Annotated in this window: 17 protein-coding genes; 13 read left to right on the plus strand and 4 right to left on the minus strand. The window is 59.1% G+C overall.

The window, feature by feature from the left end:
* Window positions 1–7: 7 nt before the first annotated feature.
* Together GXN78_RS07385 and GXN78_RS07390 are read right to left on the minus strand one after the other, a co-directional pair.
* Window positions 8–217, minus strand: a complete 210-nt coding sequence (locus tag GXN78_RS07385; protein WP_106555797.1) for a hypothetical protein — start codon at window positions 215–217, stop codon at window positions 8–10.
* A gap of 207 nt (window positions 218–424) precedes the next feature.
* Window positions 425–820, minus strand: coding sequence for a hypothetical protein (locus GXN78_RS07390; RefSeq protein WP_106555798.1), 396 nt, complete (start codon window positions 818–820; stop codon window positions 425–427).
* A gap of 230 nt (window positions 821–1050) precedes the next feature.
* Here GXN78_RS07390 and GXN78_RS07395 point away from each other — a divergent pair, with 230 nt between their 5' ends.
* The 11 genes from GXN78_RS07395 to GXN78_RS07445 all read left to right on the plus strand — a co-directional run bounded on the left by GXN78_RS07395 (window position 1051) and on the right by GXN78_RS07445 (window position 14786).
* Window positions 1051–2289, plus strand: coding sequence for an integrase arm-type DNA-binding domain-containing protein (locus GXN78_RS07395; RefSeq protein WP_106555799.1), 1239 nt, complete (start codon window positions 1051–1053; stop codon window positions 2287–2289).
* Between the two features lie 478 nt (window positions 2290–2767).
* Window positions 2768–3592 carry an abortive infection family protein gene (locus GXN78_RS07400; RefSeq protein ID WP_106555800.1) on the plus strand — a complete coding sequence of 275 codons (825 nt, stop codon included), beginning with the start codon at window positions 2768–2770 and terminating at the stop codon, window positions 3590–3592.
* Between the two features lie 134 nt (window positions 3593–3726).
* On the plus strand, window positions 3727–4944 hold the full coding sequence (locus GXN78_RS07405) for an ABC-three component system protein (protein WP_106555801.1): 1218 nt from the start codon (window positions 3727–3729) through the stop codon (window positions 4942–4944).
* A complete protein-coding gene (locus GXN78_RS07410) occupies window positions 4941–5417 on the plus strand; it encodes a three component ABC system middle component (RefSeq protein ID WP_106555802.1) in 477 nt (158 codons plus the stop codon). The genes GXN78_RS07405 and GXN78_RS07410 overlap by 4 nt, the downstream gene beginning before the upstream one ends.
* Window positions 5414–7453, plus strand: coding sequence for a DUF3732 domain-containing protein (locus GXN78_RS07415; protein ID WP_106555803.1), 2040 nt, complete (start codon window positions 5414–5416; stop codon window positions 7451–7453). The genes GXN78_RS07410 and GXN78_RS07415 overlap by 4 nt, the downstream gene beginning before the upstream one ends.
* Window positions 7454–7584: 131 nt before the next feature.
* Window positions 7585–8460 carry a hypothetical protein gene (locus tag GXN78_RS07420; protein ID WP_146163001.1) on the plus strand — a complete coding sequence of 292 codons (876 nt, stop codon included), beginning with the start codon at window positions 7585–7587 and terminating at the stop codon, window positions 8458–8460.
* Window positions 8461–8871: 411 nt separating this feature from the next.
* Entirely contained in the window at window positions 8872–9861 is a 990-nt protein-coding gene (locus tag GXN78_RS07425) for a hypothetical protein (RefSeq protein ID WP_106555804.1), read from the plus strand.
* Between the two features lie 338 nt (window positions 9862–10199).
* A complete protein-coding gene (locus GXN78_RS07430) occupies window positions 10200–10949 on the plus strand; it encodes a hypothetical protein (protein ID WP_146163002.1) in 750 nt (249 codons plus the stop codon).
* Window positions 10950–11059: 110 nt separating this feature from the next.
* Window positions 11060–11296 (plus strand): AlpA family phage regulatory protein, encoded by a 237-nt coding sequence (locus tag GXN78_RS07435; RefSeq protein WP_106555806.1) that lies wholly within the window; start codon window positions 11060–11062, stop codon window positions 11294–11296.
* A gap of 29 nt (window positions 11297–11325) precedes the next feature.
* Entirely contained in the window at window positions 11326–13596 is a 2271-nt protein-coding gene (locus tag GXN78_RS07440; RefSeq protein WP_106555807.1) for a phage/plasmid primase, P4 family, read from the plus strand.
* A gap of 248 nt (window positions 13597–13844) precedes the next feature.
* A complete protein-coding gene (locus GXN78_RS07445; RefSeq protein ID WP_204162203.1) occupies window positions 13845–14786 on the plus strand; it encodes an HNH endonuclease in 942 nt (313 codons plus the stop codon).
* Window positions 14787–15378: 592 nt separating this feature from the next.
* Here GXN78_RS07445 and GXN78_RS07450 read toward each other — a convergent pair.
* Window positions 15379–15858, minus strand: a complete 480-nt coding sequence (locus GXN78_RS07450) for a hypothetical protein (RefSeq protein ID WP_146163003.1) — start codon at window positions 15856–15858, stop codon at window positions 15379–15381.
* 157 nt (window positions 15859–16015) lie between these two features.
* Window positions 16016–16276, minus strand: a complete 261-nt coding sequence (locus tag GXN78_RS07455) for a hypothetical protein (RefSeq protein WP_106555808.1) — start codon at window positions 16274–16276, stop codon at window positions 16016–16018.
* Between the two features lie 181 nt (window positions 16277–16457).
* Between GXN78_RS07455 and GXN78_RS07460 the strand changes: the two genes are divergently transcribed.
* Both GXN78_RS07460 and GXN78_RS07465 read left to right on the plus strand, forming a co-directional pair.
* Complete coding sequence (locus GXN78_RS07460; protein WP_164255382.1) at window positions 16458–17120, plus strand: response regulator; 663 nt, start codon at window positions 16458–16460, stop codon at window positions 17118–17120.
* Window positions 17113–19164, plus strand: coding sequence for a HAMP domain-containing sensor histidine kinase (locus tag GXN78_RS07465; protein ID WP_164255383.1), 2052 nt, complete (start codon window positions 17113–17115; stop codon window positions 19162–19164). The genes GXN78_RS07460 and GXN78_RS07465 overlap by 8 nt, the downstream gene beginning before the upstream one ends.
* Window positions 19165–19437: the final 273 nt, after the last annotated feature.

Raw genomic sequence — 19437 nt, forward strand, 5'->3', positions numbered from 1 at the left:
GAGGAGATCAGCTGGGCTGGAGCGGAGCGTCCGGCGATTGAGGTCCCTGTGCGGACTCCTGCTGTTGCTGCTGCTGCGGCATGCCCACCGCGCTCAGGCCGCGCTTCGCAATGCCCTTGACCAGGTGCCGCGGGACGTGATGGGCCTTGGCCAGCAGTGCCAGGGCCTCGCTGCGCGCCGGCTCACAGGCCGGCAGCAGCTTCTGCAATGAACTCATGTGGTCGTCCTCTTGAGAGCGCCGGGAAACGAAGACCCTTGGCTATGCGTCGGTGCGACGCAGCACTTCATCGCTGGAAAACGCGGCCCCGGCACGGCCGCGGGAAGGCATTATGAGTCCGCTGGTGCCGCCGCGCCAGTCAATAGGCCTTGATGCGGTGGTTCCTTTGAGCGCAGCCGGTCTGGGCCGGTCCTCAGAGAGTCCGGCTCAACTCGTGCAGTTCGACACGATCAGGGCCGCGTAGCGAGCCTGCTTTTCAAGCGCGGCAATCTGCTGCGCCGCATCGCCTTCCGTCGTGTCCGCCGGGGCGAGCGCAAGCTCTCCATTGGGAAACAGGATGAAGTGCGTTCTCTCCGTGCCTGCGCCCGCGCGATTCTTCACGATGGCATAGCCGCATCCGACACGCGTTGCCTTGTTGAAGATCACCTGCTCGAACGTCGCCGGCTCCCCGCCTCCCAGCTTCTCTTGCACCGCGTCCCTCACCTGTCGAACCGGAATCATGTAAGTGGAGGCCCACCAACCCGTGACGACAACCGCGAACACGGCGATGCCGAATGCCGCAGCGAAGAATGCTCGGAACCAACGCGAGTCCAGGAATGCCATGCTCACCTCATTGAAGCCGCGTCAGGCCTCCCGATCCTGGATGCCCAACTGGCGGAGAGTGTGGCCGCCTCATCCTAACTGCAACAGCATACAAAGGCAACCATCAAAGTACAAAAACTGTTTATAAACAATAGCCTACAGGCCACATAAGGTGCAATGACGCCCAGCAACGCGCACGCGAGCACAACACATAAAGGGGGTAAACTAGGGGGTAAATTCTGCCCCGCCCTATGACCCAACACCACCAGCTAACCGACACGGCCGTCCGGGCCAAAACCAAGGGCCCAGGCTACTACCTGGACGGCCGGGGCCTGTACCTGCAGGTGGCCCCGGGCGGCAGCCGTTCCTGGCTACTGCGCTACACCATACGCGGCAAAACCCGCGAAATGGGCCTCGGCTCCCTCCTCGACTTTGGGCTGGCCCGCGCACGCGACCGCGCCCAGCAGGCCCGCGACCTACTCGCCCAAGGCATCGACCCCATCGACCACCGCAACAAGGCGCAAGCGGCGCAGGTTGTAGCCGAGGCTCAGGCCGCGCAGGCCAGCGTCACCTTTCAGGCCTGCGCGGAGGAATACCACAAGGCGCATGCCGACAACTGGAAGAACGTCAAGCACGGTGCCCAGTGGATCAACACGCTCAAGGAATACGTCTTCCCAAAGTTTGGCAAGCTGCCCATCCAGCAAGTCGGGAAAGCCGAAGTGCTCAAGGCGTTGACCCCGATCTGGAAGACCAAGGCGGAAACCGCCAGCCGGGTGTTTCAGCGGATTCGAACGGTCATCAACTATGGGGCGGCCAAGGACTACTGCACTGGTGTAGATGGCGAGTTCTGGGCGCAGGTGAAGCTGGCGCTCGGAGCCAATGACCGCGCCCGGAAGGTCGTGCACCACAGTTCCTGCCCGTATGCTCAGGTCGGCGACCTGATGTCGAAGGTGCGGGCCAGCACGGCCACGCCGATGGTGCAACTTGCATTCGAGTTCATCGTCCTGACGGCCTCCCGCTCCGGCGAGGTGCGCGGGGCGCGGTGGTCCGAGTTCGATGCCCACCTGACCCACTGGACCGTACCGGGCGAGCGTATGAAGGCCGGGCGAGATCACAAGGTGCCGTTGTCGAAGAGAGCCAGGGCGGTGTTGCGACAGGCCCGCGCGCTGCAGGCCGAAAGCGTCGAAGCAGCAGCAGACGGTAAGAGCCTGGAACTGGTGTTTCCGAATCCAGGGGGCAGGCCTTACAGCGACATGGTCTTCACGCAGTTGCTCCGTCGTCTCGAACTGCCGTACACCATGCACGGGTTCCGCGCAAGCTTTCGGACCTGGGGCATGGAGGCCACGCAGTACCCCGCCGAGATGCTTGAGTTTGCGTTGGCACACGTCGTTGGCGATCAGACCGTGCGGGCCTATGCACGCAGCGACATGGTGGCAAGGCGGCTGCAGTTGATGCAGGATTGGGCAGACTACGTTAGCGCCGCCCTCTGAGCAGTCCTTTCGCATTACTTCCCCCCTTCCTCCCCGAAATGTTCCGCTTGAACCTGTGAACTCGTCCCTCTGCACCGGAGAGACCGCGTCGATCCTCAAGATATAGTCCCTCGCGGAAAGAGGACTCACGAGGACAACAAGAATGGACAACACCACCAAGGGTGCGTGGCTGCTCGCGCAATCTAAGAGCATCGAATCGTTCCAGGGCGCGGGCCGCCTTGAAAACATTCAATACGCAGGTCGCGCCGGTCGGCTGAGGCTCGCTCGATCTTGGGTGTTTTCGCGGATTTCGTGGGCATCAAGCGAACCACGTTGCCTATCACGATTGCGGACGAGCAAGTCGTGCCGCCTAGCGGACACACTGCAACTCCAGCTCCAAATCCCACGGGCGCAGTAACCGAGCCGCCAACGCTCGATCAAGCGCAAAAGCCGCTGCTCTAGCAAAACGGCCAAGACCCCAACGACTATAGACTTGCCCATGGCCGCTCCACTGACTGACTCGGTCATCCATGCGATTGCTCGCTTGGTCGACGACGCCCAAACCGAGACACGCGCACCCAGTCATTCCGATCTTGAATTCTTGATCAACCGAGCCGGCTTACAGTCGCACGATCCGAAAACCCAAGGCCAAACCTACGTCGGAAAAGCCAAGCGGATTCGCAGTACGCTGAGTTCGGCGATGGAGACCAACTTCGCGGGTGGCGAGGCCCTAGTGACTGCGCTACTGGCATCGCTGCGCGCCTGTGGCGGCTTTCGCCCCAGTTCAACCAACTATGTCGGAGCGGAAACCATCGCCAACGCGGTGAGTTGCTTTGCAGCAGAGGGTTGCACTCTCAGCGAAGACGGCGAACTATTGCCGCAAGTCCTGGAAAACCTCTCAGGCACGGCACTTTCCCAAGCCCTCCAAGCGTATGTCCGCCGCGCCAAGCGCGGCGCGGAAGACGCAGCACTACTTTCCGGGACAAGCAAGGACTTGCTTGAGGCCACCGCCGCTCACATCTTGATGGAGCGCAACGGCAGCTATCCCCAACGCGCCAACTTCGAGGCGCTGCTGGGCATGGCATTTGTTGCACTCAAGCTTGCAACGCCGCAACATCCGGTCGAGCCAAACGAGCCACCACAAGCCAAGGCAGAGCGCGCGATGTTCGCATTGGCTTGTTCGATCAACGGCATGCGCAACAAGCTGGGCAGCGGGCACGGCCGGCCTTGGGTTTCAACAATCACGACTGGCGAAGGCCGCGCGGCGGTGCAGTTCATGGGCACGATTGCTGAGCGGATGCTCGATGTGCACGCGCGCAGCTAGGCCGTGAATCCGTCGCGCAGTCACGGCTCCCGCGGCTCCCGCGGCTCCCACACGCAAACGCGATCGAGGTGCAGCAGTCCTAGTCCTGCCACATTTGCGCGGCACCGCCGCAAGTAGTGACTGAAAGAGAGGCGATGAGCAATAAAGAATCAGGAAGCCACTCCGCGGAAGGCGCGGCGCTTGGCTTCTATTTTCAATCTCTCTACGCATTGCGAGCAGTCCTTGAGCAACCGCATGACGACGCAGCGGTCTGCCTGGAGCGCCTCGACGACGTCGAGGTCGTCTCCAACGGAGAACCCCTGCTTGCCCAGCTTAAGCACTCCATAGCGGCCAAGCCTTCGGCGGTCACGTTGGCCTCGCGGGCCCTATGGCGCACCTTTAAAGCTTGGATCGACGTTCTGCCGCGACTGGTGCTGGAAGAAACCCGATTTCAGCTCGTCACGGTTGCGCCGCTGGGCGCAAAAGATGCCCTCGCGGTCTTGCTCGATGAAACCGCCGACCGAGGCCCGTTGCGCGCCTTGCTCGTGCTGGAAGCACAACGAGTGGTTCAGGAGCACGAGGCTGCGCGAGTGTCAAGCAGCCTGCCACTGCCGCACGGGGACCGAATTGCAGGCTGCACCGCGTTCCTGCAACTAGGCAAACCCAGGCAGGAAGCCTTGCTGGCCAGAATGACCGTGCGCCCTGGTGCGAGCAATATCGCTGCCATTTCCGATGACATCACTGCCCAGTTGGTGAATTTCCCCCCCGACAAACGCCCCGCAATCTGCGTGCGCCTTATCGAATGGTGGGATTTGCAGGTGATCTTTACCCTATGCGGTAAGCGCGAACGTTTCATCGGAAAGATCGAAGTCCAACAGAAGATCGCCGAGCTCGCAGGCGAGATCGAGCGGGATGAACTGTTGCCTGACTTCGAAACGGCGCTACAGCCCGATGACCATGAACCGAACTCCATGATCGCAAGGCAAATCGAACTCGTAGGTGGAACGCGCAGCGACGTTCGGGTTGCGGTGCGCGAGGAGTGGCGTGCGCGGGCTCAGCGGCACAAGTGGTGCTCGGCACGCCTCGACATGGCAGTGCGCATTGACCTGTACGACAAGGTGCTGCAGGAAGCCTGGCGTGACAGGCATGAGCGCATGGTCGAGGATTGCGAAGGATGTGACGATGCGAACAAGCGCAAGTCAGGCCATCAGTTGCTGCGGTGGTCGTACGAAGTCGCGCACACCGAGGTGCGTCCTTTCGCCAACAATTGGAGCGCGAGCTACTACGTGCGCGGCACCTACCAAGTGCTAGCCATCGAATTGCAGGTTGGGTGGCACCCGCAGTTCAAGGACTTGCTGGGACAGACCGCATGAAGGTAGCGCACGACATCCACGCCGAGACCAATCCCGCGTTCTGCGCTGTTGTGCTCGCTCAATTCTGTGAGGCGCATCAACAGCACTTGGAACGCAAGGCCGCGTTAGTCACGGCTTACTTGGTGCTTCCGATCGCACTGTCGGAGGACTTAGCGGCAACTTTTGAGGGATGCAACAAGAGTACGGGCCTGCTGGTGTGGCTTGAGCGTAGCCCACGTGTGCTGTCTGGCCTCTCCGGACGGGTGAATGCCACTCTGGCGGTGACCACCGAGGCGATACGCTTTGGCTGCATCGCGGGCCTGTTGCGTCTCGAAGCTGAGGCCTCAATCGCTTCAGCGAACACAAAAATGCCCCCGGCGGTGGTCGCCGGGATAGCTGGCAGCGCGCTTAAGCGGGCCCGGCTGCTTGGTAGTTGGTTCTCCGGAGCCGGCTCCGCGCGCGCCGTGATCGAAGCAATGGGGGTGTCCGTATGACGCGATGGAACGTTGAGAGAATTTTTTTCATAGGGCTTGATGGGGCATTCCGCGACATTGAGTTAGACGTGGGCCAGGTCAATGTAATCACCGGTGCTTCGGGAACAGGCAAGTCGGCCGTGATCAAGGCGCTGGACTACTGCCTTGGCTCCTCTCGTTGCGAACTGCCGGTGTACGTGAAACGCCATTGTTTAGCGGTCGGAGTCAAATGGCTGCGCGGCCGCGACGAGTTGATCGTTGGCCGACTCGTGCCGCCAGTGGGCCAGCGAACGAGCGACCATATGTTCTTCACTTCTGGTCGGGGTCTGTCTGTGCCGCGTCGCATCGATCAGTTCGAAGGCCGCACCACCGTCGATGCGGCCAAAGCAATGTTGGAGCGCGCCTTTGGCATTGGGGACCAGGAAAAAGGGCTCCAGTTAGTGCCGGGGCGCGAACCGCGCGACCGCGCGACGGTGCGCCACGTTACGCCCTACGTGTTCGTGACGAAGGAAGTCATCGACAGCGAGACGGTGCTTCTGCACGGATTGGATGACAACCGAAAAGCCAGCGGGATTGTCGCAACCATGCCGTATTTCCTGGGGGTCAGCACAGAAGCATCAGCCGCCGCTGAGCGCCGTCTGCGGCAGGCGCGCAAGGCATTGGAAATTGAGACAGCTCGCGAGGACGCTCGGCGCGCCAACGACACGCTGGTGAAACAGCGGGCTCGTATCCTACTGACAGAGGCGCGTCAGATTGGGCTTGCACCTGAGCCGCCCGCTCAGGCGGACGAAATCGAGCTACTAACGCTGATCCGGGAGGCACTGCACGCCAATGTGGGCTCGGTCCAGTACCCTAGCGAGGGTGAGTTGGGCACGCTGAACGAGCGGCGGCGCGCGGTGCTGAGCGAGCTCAATCAGACCAAACGGGAACATCGCGCAATGACCGCAGCCGCCAACGAATCGCATGGCTTCCAGAGCGCAGTCAGCCGTCAGTATGACAAGCTCCGAATTGCCGAACACTTGAAGCTGCTCGATTTGCCATCGACGTGCCCCGTCTGCGAGGCGGACACCGAAGCAGGCGCGGCTGCGGCGCAGGCCTTGAAATCATCTTTGGAAATGATCCGCGCGGAGAGCAGCGAAGTTGGTCGTATTCGGCCGCAGCTGGACGCGCGGGTTGGCACGCTGGCCGACAAGATCATGGAACTCAGTTCGACCTTGAGAGAACTCGACGCCAGCATCGCTTCCGCCCTAAGCCAGATCCAGGAAGGCAAACGACTGGCCGATTTGGCACAGGTGCAGGCACATTTTCGAGGCAAGGCCAGCTTCTTTCTCGAAACGTTGGATGATCAACTGCTTCGTCCCGGCAAGGATCTGAGCGGGCTGCGCGATGAGATTGCTGCACTGGAAGCCCAGGTAGACAACGACAGCCGGCGCATACGTTTGCAGCGCGCGGAAGCGACAGTATCTCGATTCGCCTCCGAGGCGTTCGCCGAGCTTCCAAAGGAAGAACCATGCGTGGACGCGGAACTGCAGTTCTCCGCGCGGGAGCCGCAGGTCAGCGTCGTCGAACCAGGCCCCGGTGGCGCCATTCTGTCAATGGCGGACGTGGGATCGGACCAAAACTATCTAGCCGTGCATGTCGCATTTGCCTTTGGTTTGCAGCGATTTTTCGAAAATGAACGTCGCCCCGTGCCAGGACTGCTTGTGCTAGATCAACTCAGTCGCCCCTATTTTCCGAACAGAGGAGAAGAGCAGACTGATGACGCTGCACAGGCCGCCTTCGACCCCCAGGACGACCCGGAGTCTGCTGAGGACCAGAGGGGGCGCGATGTAGTTCCAATCAGCTTGGTCGATGAGGATTTTCAAGCCATGCGCCAGCACATCGACTTCCTCTTCAAGGAGGTCGAGGCGCGCAGGGGTATGCAGGTCCTTTTGTTGGAGCACGCCTATTTTGTGGACGACCCCCGGTACGTGCGCGCCACCAAGGAGCGTTGGACACGTGCATCGGGAAATGCACTGATCCCTAAATACTGGAAGCGCCGCCCGGACTCCAGATAGCGGAAAGGCATCGACATGACTGCAGGAGCTTGAAATGCATGTCTCCGCGATGACTGCCAACGGTCGGGGTCGACAACTCGCAATTCGGGAGTCGACGTTCAGCCAAGACTCAGAAAAAGAAATAAGAACCAATGTCCTTTGACCGCTGGCAATGCGCCTGGCCCCGCACTTGGCCGTATGCTGTTTTCAAGAAGCACCACACTGAACTCAACGACCTGTACTGGAGTCAGGCGGCGGCGGCGAATCACGCTATGGCGACCGTAGGCGCAACGCACGGCACGGATGACTTAACGGCCATCCTTAAGATTCCGCCGGCAAACGCGAGGCGCATTGCATCTTCCGCTCAGAAGTGGCAATCTCAGTTCAAGGAAAGTCAGAACTGGATTCGGTTGAATGCGCTGGTGGCGCTGTGTGGATATTTGGAGACCTACATCCACGCGGTTGGTACCTTGGCTCTCACCTCCGATCCCGGTGTTCTAATCTCCTCGCCAAGGGCAGTTGACGGCCTCAGCCTCGTTAAGCGAGAGGCTCTCCCGGATCTATCTGAACACATCACGGGCCTGACCAAAGGGGCTTGGTCGGATCGGGTCAGAAAGTACAGAAGTCTCTTTGGAACAGTGCCGGCCACCCTCGAAAAGAACGTCAGCGAGCTTGACGCTATTCGGAAATTGCGGAATGGCGTTGGTCACTCTTTTGGCCGCCTCATCCATGAGTACCGGAGTCCGCTACTGTTGAAACCGTTGCCCGTTCAGCGCCTTGCCGAGGAACGCCTCCAACGCTGGCTTGGTGTAGTTGATGACTGCGTAAGTGCCATTGAAGACCATCTACGCTCAGCTCATATCGGAGCGGTAGAAGGACTCCTGAATTACCACGCATGGGACAAGACATTTTACGCTGGACATACTTCGGAGGAGAAAGCCTTTCGTGCACAGTTTCCGGACGCGCAGGGCAGTCCGCCTTCGGCTAAATACTTCCGTTCCCTTATCGCCTACTTTCGTAGTGCCTGACCCGAAGGAGTCTGATGTGGTGATCTTGGTCCTGGGTGGCAATCCAAGTAGGCCGGGTGCGAAGCAGTGGGTCGCAGAGGCCCAATCTTCTGACCGTCGCTGCGAGCTGTGCCAAACGGCGGTTGTACGTCGTGGGCCAATCGCGATGACTGGCGCAAGTTTCCATACTTCAGTGATAGCGCGGCGTTTCTTGCGACGGAGTAGGGGCTCCAGTCCGCCCCGCAACCGGTTCTTCAGCCAGTTGAACTAGTCATCATGGCGAGATCGCGCACAGAAAACTTTCCGGCCACAGTGATCGAGCGGTTGCGCAACCGCGTCGGCTTGCGTTGTTCGAATCCCGCTTGCCGTCGAGCGACTGCCGCGCCCGGCCCCGGTCAGTTAGGCCCAGACACTCTGGGAGGCCTGCGATCGATGTTTGACCACGGCATGCCTGTGACAATGGCAGCGAACCAATTGGCGATCGATGGCTCGCCGCTCTTGGCTTACATCGTCGCCACGACCGCAGCCGAGGCCGGGACGCTGACCGTCACGCCGCGGGAAGTGCCCGCCCTGCTCAAGCTGAGGCTCAGCGAGCCGGATACCAGTCAGGTGAGCGCGTTCGACGACATGCCGGGCACCATCAAGGTGGGACGCAAGTCGATGACCTTTGCTGGAAGCAACTGCGGAGGCATTCTGCAGGCCTCGTTCCGGAAGCTCTTCGACGATGGAGCATCTCTGACCGACGGTCAGTTCTGGGCTGATATCGCGCAATGGGACGGCCGGGACATTCGATCGCTTCCCTATCACGACAAGCTGGTGACCCTCTACAAGATGCTCGGCGAAGGCTGGCATCTGGAGTTCGTTCTGGAAATGGAAGGCCGCGAGATTCTGCGCGGGAACTTTAACGGCAACGATCCACAGCACGGCTACGTCGGTGCCCTAAATACCTTATTCGCCTATTCGATGAGGGCACGTGCTATTGCCACGCACATGAACGAGGTTATTGCGTTTCGCAGCGATGTGTCTTTCACAAAAGAGGAGCATCGGGCGCTCGGCGACGCAGTGGAGGTATTCGACCTCAAGCGAGTGCATGGGCGCGAGGAGCAAATCTCGAACCCGCGCTGCCGCTTGGTGGCAGCCGCCGCGGCATTGGATGATTTGCTGAAAAGAACCTCAACACCAGCCGAAGTGATGATAAGCAGCGAAGATCGAGAATTGATCAAGATTTTCAATCAATTCATCAGCCTACCACCGGTGGAAGTTTGGCTTAAGGCCGTAGTACCGAAAATCATCAGCAATAGGAGATTGCGCAACGATCCACGCAAGGATCAAAATGAAAAGCGCGAACTCCGCATCGAATTTGAACCAGCAGATGGCTATCAATGCATGGTTCGCTACGGATCGTCGACCAAGGTGACCTAAGATCCAGTGCATCAAGAGCAACTGGAGATGTTGAACTAGCTATCCTTCCACCAGTTGAGACAGAGACGTGATCACGGATCTCGTGTTTGCTGCTCACACCCTGTCCTGGGGAGTCTCCTATTTGTCTGGTGTAGGCAGTGTAGGCACTCTTCCGACTTGGTAGCCCTTACCCCCGGCACGCTTTTTCTTTTTATATATTTAAAAAAGCCGACACTGCCGCCACCCTCTCCTCGGGGAAGGCGAGGCAGACCCTCAAAATTCATCATTTAGGTCCTCGTCCGCCAATGCCAGCCCACAACCCCTTCAACATCAACTCTAGCTCTAGCTCCAGATCTGGGATGCCTGTCACCGACGAGAAGCATGCCTATACTCAGAACGCAGAATCAGAATCTCAGACGTCAGATGCTCAAGAAGCAAGCGTACTAGATAGTGATTTGTTGGGGTTTGCGAGAAAAGTGCAGGAGTTTCATGGTCATCGCGCAATGAAAATATGGCTGATCATCATGATCAGCTTGCACGTTCGACCCATTACTTCGGTGCATGAAAACCTCTGGGGAAAAAGCGGAAAATTTCGCAATCTCTTTCGTGAACGTCTGCGCTACATCAAGGCAAATCTGACAACAAACAGGGAAGCCGGTCTCATTCTTTACTTCCCCAACCATCCGGGCGGCGAGCTGGCAGAGGATCTGGAGGACCAGTACGTCGATGTCAACAGCGCATTTTCGGTCCTGCGGAGGAAATATAGCGATTTGCCTCTGGAAGTAAGTGGCTTGGAAGCGTCAACTGCCAATTTGCCAATTTCGACAAGCTGGTATGCGGAAGGCGCGGGGCCAGTTGATCAATTGATTCCCTTTCCTGCGCTAAAGCGAGACCAGACGAAGTCGATTGTTGGGCGAATGAACAACAACCTGCAAACGCTGGTGCTTCGCTTTATTGAGCGCGAGTATGGCGCGCTGACGCCCGATTCGCTCGACGAGATCAGACATGAATTGCTCGATGACCTCAAAGTACCCGGCCTGGGCGCCGATGCCATTCGGACTCAGCTCCAATTGCTCTTGAGCCATCGCGAATCGGCTAACAAAGACTAGCTCGCCTGTCAATCGAAGTCAAATCGACTTCGATTTCCCCGAAGTGCCTTCCTTGGGAGAGTTGCGCCTCCAGCGCCTTGCTGGCTGCCAACACACCAAGGAGTACTTCGATGGCATCGACCTTTCACCTCATCCGCCGACCCGCGGTCATCGCCCTCACGGGCTGGTCCAGATCCACCCTTTTCAATCGCATCAAGGCGGGTGAATTTCCCGCCCCCGTGCCCACCGGGCCGCGTACTGTTGCGTGGGTCGAGACTGAGGTCGCCGCCTACCTTGCGGCTCGTGTCAAAGAACGCGATGCACGCCTCCAGCACCCGGCGGCGAAAACTCTGGTCGAGGGCCGCTGAACGTGAGCCAAGCATCTCGCCGAAAGGCCTTGCGTGCCGAGAAAAGCACTCGAATCAAGTTCAAGAAGTTCTTCCATGGCGACAAAGCAACGCACTTCGTCTTCTTCCAGAAGGACGATGCCGGCCCTCTGCCGCAAACGAGCTATAGCCGCATTGGCAGCGACTTCGACGCGCAGATCGTGGAAGCGAACGCCGCAGGGCAGAGCGTTTGCATGGCCATCAACAGCAGCAAGAAGGGCAAGCGCACCAAAGAAAACTTCGTTAAGGTCAACGCCGTGTTCATCGACAAGGATGACGGCACACTGACGGCCAAGGAAATGCGCGGTCTTCGGCCCGCGCCGGACTTGATCGTGCGCTCATCACCCACGAAGTTCCACGCATACTGGCTGGTCGAGGATTGTTCCATCGAAGGCTTCCCTGGTATTCAGAAAGCCTTGGCCGAGCGCTTCGACACCGACCGCAGCGTGTGCGACATCAGCCGGGTCATGCGGATGCCCGGCACCTTCAACCCGAAGTACCCGGGTACAGATCCGGCAAAGATCATCCACATCACGGCGAACGCTAAACCGCGAAAGCTACAGGCTCTGATCGACGGCCTGGGTTTGCAGATTGATCTTCCTGAGAGGGCACGGACCCAGCCCACAAATCCCCCATCGGAGCACCCTGCCCCAAACACTTCGGGGCCAATGCAGCCAGTTATTTCAGGGGTGAATGAGCGCGAGAGCGTCGCTGCTGCACTGGCGACCATTCCTGCTGACGACCGCAAAGTGTGGCTGCACGTGGGGATGGCCTTGCATAGCTGGGACGCATCCGATGCTGGCTTCAGGACCTGGAGCGACTGGTCGGCGAAATCCGCCAAATACGATGCCGCGACACAGCGCAGCACGTGGGACGGATTCAAGGCGGGCGGCGGCGTGACTCTGGGTACGCTGTTCCATCTGGCCAAGCTGGAGCAGGAGCCCGACGCGAAACGGAATTTTGACGAGTCGTCGTTGGCCGAGCAGTTCTGCCTGTTGTACGCCCAAACGCTGCGCTTCGATCCACGCGCATTTTCTTGGTATGCATTTGACGGCACGCTGTGGGTGCCTGGCCCGCACCGACCACAGATGGCAGCACGCGAGATGGTGGCGACGTTCAGCTTGGCGCGCGGCGGCGCCTCCGTAGAGGGCCTGCGCAGTTTTCGCAACGCCTCGGGCCTGAAGGCGATCGTGAACCATGCGCAGTTACTGCCCGGCATGCACATCGACGCGGGCGCGTTCGACAGTGTCCCCAACCTGCTGGCCTTGAAAGATGGCGTGGTCGAATTGAACAGCGGCCTGTGGCGCCCCGCCACGCCGGCTGACTGGATGTCATACCGTGCTCCCGTGAACTACGAACCGAAGGCGACCTGTCCACTCTGGGACAAGTTCATTCTGGAGGTGGTCCAAGACGACGCCGAATATGTGCGATACCTTCAACGTGCGCTGGGCTATTCGCTGTTCGGACTGGCGAAGGAACAGGTGTTCTTCTTGGTGATCGGTCCTGGCGGCAATGGCAAGGGGGTGCTGATGCGAACAATCAAGGCGGTACTGGGTCAGTACGCCCACTCGGTGGCGCCGAACGTGTTATCTCGCGCATATTCAGGCAACCCCAATTCGCCGAGCCCGGCATTGGCGCCGCTGCAGAAGGCGCGCTTCGTGATCTGCACGGAGTTGCCCAGCAGCGGCGGTCTGGATGCGGCGTTCGTGAAGCAGTTCGCCGGCGGCGACGAACTGTCGGCGCGACCGAACTATGGCGAGCTGGTGACGTTCACGCCACCGGGCAAGCTATGGATCTCGACCAATTCGATGCCGGAGATCGAGGCCAGCGACGCCGCGATGTGGCGCCGCCTGGTACCGCTGCCATTCACGGCCAACTTCCGGGGCAAGAAGGCGAACCGCGAACTGGACCAGCTGCTGGAGACCGAGCACGCAGGCATCCTTTTGTGGTTGTTGAGCGGGGCGGCGGAGTATGCGCACAACGGCCTGGGCACGTGCAAGGCGGTGAGCGACTGTCGAAAGGCGTTGAAGACGAGTGCCGACTCGGTCCAGGCGTGGGTCAACGAATGCTGCCGACTCGATGGTGACTCCCGCATTGCCGCGAGCGACGCCTACGCGAGCTACGTCCAGTACTCCCGCGGAGCCAAGCAAAAGCCGCTGTCCAACAGGGAGTTCCCGCTGCGCATGGAGAAGAAGGGCTTTGCGCACAAGCGCCGCAGCAGCGGCAGCTTCTTCGAGGGGCTGCGCCTCGTCAATCCGCTGCCAGGCCGTCGCAGCGGCTAAAAGAGCCAGTGGCCCCCATAAGTGGGTGATATGAGCGATCCGCTGCTTTCCCAAGTCGCCAGCGGATAGCCTATGCTGCGGCCATGAACCATGACAGCTTGGTAAAGGCGATCGCGGCACTCTTCCCGGGACTTACTACGAACCCGCCGCCTGGTTCGCCGGCGCCTAAAGACCAAACATCATTCTGGATTCCAGGACTGTCAAGCAAGCACGGGCGCGTGGTTCGAATACGAAGATCAGATGGGCGCTTGAAGAAAGCGGCATCGGCGCGTCTTTTAAAGAGCGACGAGCAAGGCCCTACAGACTCCCGGTTCGAAGGCAGCCTCGAAGATCTGCGCAGGCTGCTCCGGAGAGAGATTGAGGTCGTTCGCGAGTCGACGAACGCGCTTGGCATTCAGTTTCCGATGAACCTTGAGGCAGGCGATGCGAAGCCGGGCTTCAAGGTTGATGAAATAGATGAACGCGAGCGCGTCCTTGCTCACCGCGCATCTACAGACGGCACCACAGAGGCGCGGTCCGCCCGTGATTGGACGGATGAAGAGCTGAGTGCCACGGTAGATTGCTACAGAGAGATGTTGTCATTAGTCGCGACTGGCACCCCATTCGTCAAAGCGACATACTACCGACAACTCAGTGTGCGTTTCGATCGGGTTCCAGGCGCTTTCGAGCGCCGCATGCAGAACATTTCGCATCTGATGGCCGCGCGCGGTCTGGACTGGCTGCGCGGGCTCAAGCCCCAGCAGAATATCGGCGCAAACGTGGAGCCACGGCTAACAGCATTCCTTGCGCCGCTGTTCGACGAACTCGAGCCCACCCCAGAATATGCGGACGAATTCGTGGAGCCGTCGAGGGTCGTCGAAGGCGCAAAGAAGCAGGTTACAGTCAACGCCTACGAGCGCGATTCCGCTGCCAAGCCACGCTGCATTAGCAGGTGGGGCATCGCATGCGTCGTCTGTTCGTTCGACTTCGGCGCGGCATACGGCGAGCTCGGTGAAGGATTTATCCACGTCCACCATCTCCGACCGATTCACACGATTGGCGAATCGTACGAGTTGGATCCAGAGAACGATCTGCGCCCGGTGTGTCCTAACTGCCATTCCATGCTTCACCGTCGAAAATCGGCGCTGTCGATCGAAGAGCTCCTCGACCACCTCAAATGGCACTTCGTTGCTCCACTACCCGGAGAATGAAGCACTGCACGTGGCGGTCTCTGCCGTGCCCGCTGAAGTTCATTCGTCCGTACCGCGAGAGGGCCGCGATTTCCGTGCGCCTCGGTGCTCCCATGCCAGACGATGCGAGTGGTTGTGTCGGTTCCGGGGCTATGGAGTTGGCCCGGCATGCGCTCGTGGACTGCTGCGGCTAAGTCTTCATCTCGAAATGCATAACTTGGTCCATGGACCGAAAATAGTGTTGCCTTCACTCATCGAACGGCCATGCGGGCGTGGCGCCTGCGCATTAATATTCAACGGCGGACCTTTATGAGAGTCACCTCCATCTTCCAAGCATCGACCTTCAAAGGATCGTCCGCGGCAGGCGCCCGCGGCGCCCTGGAAGCTCGGCTACCACTCCTTCGCCTATTTTTCTGTGGACAAGGCGCTCATACTCAGGGCATTGGCTTTGATGTTGGGTAGGGGCATCGGATCCATCGTATGCCAGACGACGCCCGATGCCTGCTCTGTGTTCGAGTTCCACGTAATGTTGCCACCCTTAGTCATTGCGCTCCGCGTGGTGCGGCTGAGAAGGCAACGACGCAAGGTGTCATCTGTCAAAGCCCAGGCGACGCTATCGCCAAGAATTGCCTTCATTGAGTGGGCTAGACCCAGCCAAGTACGAGTAATCCACGGTCCTTGGAACATTCACACCCAGGCGGCCGTCGAGTTGAAGCTTGCGCCCAAGCCAATCAGACGACTTGATCGGCGCCGCGCTCTTGTCCCCCCATTTCCAGCGAAAGTTGTCGCTCAGCCAGGTGAGGTCCGGGTGCAAGTAATCAGGACACTTGTTGGGAATCTGAAAGTTACCCTGACGGTCGACATCGCTGATCCGACCAAAATCGCTGCTTAGCAAAGCCGAGTTGCCTCCCAGGAATCCATCCTTGGTGGAAAACATTACCGAAGGGGGCGCGCACGATAGGGCAGAAGCGCTCCCACTCTGCAAAGCGAGCAAGATCGCGGGCAAAGCGATCGCGTTTTTGCGGTTGAACATAGCTGCATTCTCCTTCGAAGTTGAATTGGAAACGGCGACGCTGAAGTGGCGTGTGGTCATCTCAGTGTTCCTTTGGTCATACGACACTGCAAGTTGCAGGGGTTGCCTTGTCGGTCAAAGCCAGCAGGACCGTAGAGAGTGACGAGGAACTTCATAATGACCTCCAAGAGATAAATGGTGCGTGCCGAAGCCCAAAGGACTTCGGCGACGCGCTGCGTTATCGGTTTAGAGTGCTACGGGACTGGGTGATGCGATCACCAGACTGCACCTTCAGCGTCTCGGTCTTGCCGGAGGGGACTCGGAAGTTGGACTCGCTTTGACCACTCTTGTAGGTGTGCTGGTAGTCAGCCGGTCCATGGACGCGCACCGTGGTGTCGCGGTCGTAGGTACGCGAGCCCGTGATCTGGGCGAAGGCGTGCCCGCCACTGAAGGCGGCGGCAATTGCGAGGATGGCGGCGATGTGGCTACGAATGTTCACGGCGATGCTCCTTTGATGGGTTGGCACTGCGTCTTGCAGTGGAAGAAGTTTCTCGCATGCAACGGCAACAAACCCGCCATCTCGGGGGCACTTCCGTCAGCCACCTTACGAATTCGTAATCTTCCCAATGGCGAAGGTCTGCCAAAAGCAACAAAATGTGCTTCCCTTCGAAGGAGAAGCCATGCTAGTCGCCGTGATCGAAGATGAACCACCGGTCAACCGTCAGCTGCAATCGTGGATTGCCGCGGAGTACCCAGGGGCACGCATCGACGCTTGGTACAACGAGGCCGATGCGATCCAGGCGGTACGCCAAGAGGATTACGACCTCATCACGCTTGACATCGAACTGCTTCCGAACAAGCACGCCGGCTACGCCGTGAGACACGCTATAGCTGAGCACGTGCGCGTCATCATCATCTCGGGTCGCGGTGACGAGGAGGCACGGGCGAGCATGTATGCCATGAAGGTTTACGACTACATCTGCAAACCGTACACGCAAAGCGAAGTCATGCAGAAGGTCCGCCGAGCACTGCAGGATCGCCCCGAAAGCCATCTCAAGGTCAACAACACAGAACGGAAGAAGTGGTATTGGAAGGGCAAGCTGGTCAGACTCACGCCCACTGAGCGGGACATCGTGGAACGCCTGCACAGCCGCCGCCACGATCCAAATCCTGTCGTTAGCCGCGATGAACTGACGAAGTTACTCACGTCCGGCGAAGCGGACTCGGTTAACACGCACATAAGCCGAATCAGAAGAAGGATCAAAGATGTCGATTCATCCTTCACGTGCATCAAATCAGAGTACCTTGTCGGCTACCGATGGGAAGAGCTCGAGAATGATTGACGCTTTTGCCCGCCGCCGGATGCGCCTGATCATCCGGATGTCGTTCCTGGTGCTGATCATCGGACTGGGTCTGTTGCTGTTCTTCGCGTTGCGCGACCAGCGGCAGATCAGCTACCTCAGTGCACGCACAGACCATCAGAACCGGATGCGGCATGTCACGAACGTACTGCTCAAACCGGCCGGCGAACTCCTCTTGAAGGATCCGCAGCGTCTGAATCTGACCAGTTTGATACCACCAGAGCTTCCGTCTCAATTCGATGCCATTGACGAGCCAGCGAAGGTTCTGCCACTGCTCGGGGCGTGTCTCGAGGATGTCCCGGGCAAGGGCTCAGTTTGCGTGGCAGTCCCCAAAGGCTACGCTACAGGGGGTACTGACGGGCGGATCTACGTGGTCGGCACCTTCAACGCGAAGGAACTTACGCCTCACGTCGAAAGGTTCCATGAAGCTCACCGCTTGCTTGTCGATCTCTCGGTAGACAGTAAGCGAAGAAGCTGGACCGTGCCCGTACAGAAACGAGAACAAGAGAAAGACAAGCGCCTGCAAGCGCTCGAGATGAGGGGCTATTTCATTAGTGCAAGGGGATACGCAGACCGGGCGAGACCTGCTTTCGAGACTGCCTGGATTGCGCGTGGCGATTGCGTCGGCGGTCAAGCCGCCCATCCAGGCTGCTTGCGCCAATGGCTATACGGAATGTATATCCCACGCAGCGAATGGGATGCCGGCTATGTGACCGATCAGCAAAGACCGCCTCCGTCTCGCTCGCGCCTTTCATTGCGAGTGAGGGTCATGGCCCCGGGACCTAGCACGGCTGTGCCACTGTTCGACTCTGACAATCGGATGCGAAGCGCAAGTTCGATAAAACTTGACCTGAGAGCGCACATTAGGCCAGAAGAAGAAGTCGAAGTTAACCGCATTGGTCGAGTCGGTGATCGACAGTTCCTGTTCGCAATCACCCATGATCGACAGCTTGAGGAGAAAACCGGGGTTGACATTGCTGATCGACTCATGAGGCTTCTTCCCCTAAAGGATGATCCAATGGGGGACAAGTATGACGGCTCTGTTCAGTTCAGCTCGAATGGCGCAACTTACGAAGTCCGGGAGAAACTGCAGCTGTATGAAATTCGGGATGAAGTCGCGAAGAGCGCGGCGCATCTGAGCCTCTACGTGGCTCTGATGCTCGGCGCGATGGTCGCCGCATACATCGCCATCGAGGTGGGCGTTCTGCGCAGGGTACTGCTGATCACGCGCCGCACAGCCACGGTGGCCAGGGCGGTACGAGCGGACGGTAGCATTGAGAAGTTCGACTTCAGCGATCTACGAGGAAGAGACGAGCTCGGGGTATTGGCCTCCGGCATCGATGGCTTGTTGCAGCGGATCAGTGCAGACGTTCATCGCGAGACGATTCGCGTCGAGAACGAGCGGCGCATACTGCGTGCAATCGGTCACGAATTGCGGTCACCATTGCAAGGGCTTTCAGCCGTGCATGCGTCGGACAGCGAAGGCCGATCGTACGTGGACCGAATGATCGCGGCCTTTAGTCGCCTGTACGGCAAAGATTCTGCCGAAGAGGCAATTGCCTCAACGACTTTTGAGTTGGATACGCTGGACCTTGATGACTTCCTAAAGAAAGTGGCCCGCAACGCACCCGTTGTTGGCATTGAGAACGTGGTGTACATCGGCAAAGGGCCCGCCACGGTGCGAGCTGACGAGGGCGGGCTAGAGCAAGTGGTCAGTCACCTCCTCGACAACGCACGTCGCTACCGCCCTCAAGGCACCCCGATCATCCTGCAGCTTCAAGTGATCGGCGTGACCGCGCAAATGTCTTTTCACAACCAAGGCCCGCAAGTTCCGTCCAATTTGATCGAGCACATCTTCGACTACGGCGTATCCGACAAGAAGCAAGACGAACAGACAGGTCAAGGCCTATTCGTCGCCAAGACGTACCTCGCAAAGATGGGGGGAGCCATTTCCGTCAGCAATCGAGATGAGGGCGTCACGTTTGAGATTCGGTTGCCCCTTGATAGGCGGGACGCAGAATCTTGAGGGAGTTCGATCCATCAATGAGCCGAGCAGCAGGACTGTGCCCGCAATGTCTGACGGTTAGCTGAGAAGCGGCTTGGACCGGAGCGCGCGGGCGGCTGCTGCAAGCCAGGCCGGAGCCGTCCAATACAGGCCCACGCGAAATCATGAATGGCAGACGAGAATGCATAACGTGAGGACGACCTCAAGACGCCGGACCGCGAATGCCAATACGGCCTCGAATTGGCCGCCAACCCACCATAAGTGGGCGTTATGGAGGGTCAGGTTTCATGCTCC

The organism is Variovorax sp. WS11 (assembly GCF_010499245.1).
Taxonomy (GTDB): Bacteria; Pseudomonadota; Gammaproteobacteria; order Burkholderiales; family Burkholderiaceae_C; genus Variovorax.

Excerpts from the sequence above, each read along its gene's own strand:
- GXN78_RS07385 (WP_106555797.1), bottom strand. The coding sequence starts at position 217 with ATGAGTTCATTGCAGAAGCTGCTGCCGGCCTGTGAGCCGGCGCGCAGC.
- GXN78_RS07390 (WP_106555798.1), bottom strand. The coding sequence starts at position 820 with ATGGCATTCCTGGACTCGCGTTGGTTCCGAGCATTCTTCGCTGCGGCA.
- GXN78_RS07395 (WP_106555799.1), top strand. The coding sequence starts at position 1,051 with ATGACCCAACACCACCAGCTAACCGACACGGCCGTCCGGGCCAAAACC.
- GXN78_RS07400 (WP_106555800.1), top strand. The coding sequence starts at position 2,768 with ATGGCCGCTCCACTGACTGACTCGGTCATCCATGCGATTGCTCGCTTG.
- GXN78_RS07405 (WP_106555801.1), top strand. The coding sequence starts at position 3,727 with ATGAGCAATAAAGAATCAGGAAGCCACTCCGCGGAAGGCGCGGCGCTT.
- GXN78_RS07410 (WP_106555802.1), top strand. The coding sequence starts at position 4,941 with ATGAAGGTAGCGCACGACATCCACGCCGAGACCAATCCCGCGTTCTGC.
- GXN78_RS07415 (WP_106555803.1), top strand. The coding sequence starts at position 5,414 with ATGACGCGATGGAACGTTGAGAGAATTTTTTTCATAGGGCTTGATGGG.
- GXN78_RS07420 (WP_146163001.1), top strand. The coding sequence starts at position 7,585 with ATGTCCTTTGACCGCTGGCAATGCGCCTGGCCCCGCACTTGGCCGTAT.
- GXN78_RS07425 (WP_106555804.1), top strand. The coding sequence starts at position 8,872 with ATGTTTGACCACGGCATGCCTGTGACAATGGCAGCGAACCAATTGGCG.
- GXN78_RS07430 (WP_146163002.1), top strand. The coding sequence starts at position 10,200 with ATGCCTGTCACCGACGAGAAGCATGCCTATACTCAGAACGCAGAATCA.
- GXN78_RS07435 (WP_106555806.1), top strand. The coding sequence starts at position 11,060 with ATGGCATCGACCTTTCACCTCATCCGCCGACCCGCGGTCATCGCCCTC.
- GXN78_RS07450 (WP_146163003.1), bottom strand. The coding sequence starts at position 15,858 with ATGACCACACGCCACTTCAGCGTCGCCGTTTCCAATTCAACTTCGAAG.
- GXN78_RS07460 (WP_164255382.1), top strand. The coding sequence starts at position 16,458 with ATGCTAGTCGCCGTGATCGAAGATGAACCACCGGTCAACCGTCAGCTG.
- GXN78_RS07465 (WP_164255383.1), top strand. The coding sequence starts at position 17,113 with ATGATTGACGCTTTTGCCCGCCGCCGGATGCGCCTGATCATCCGGATG.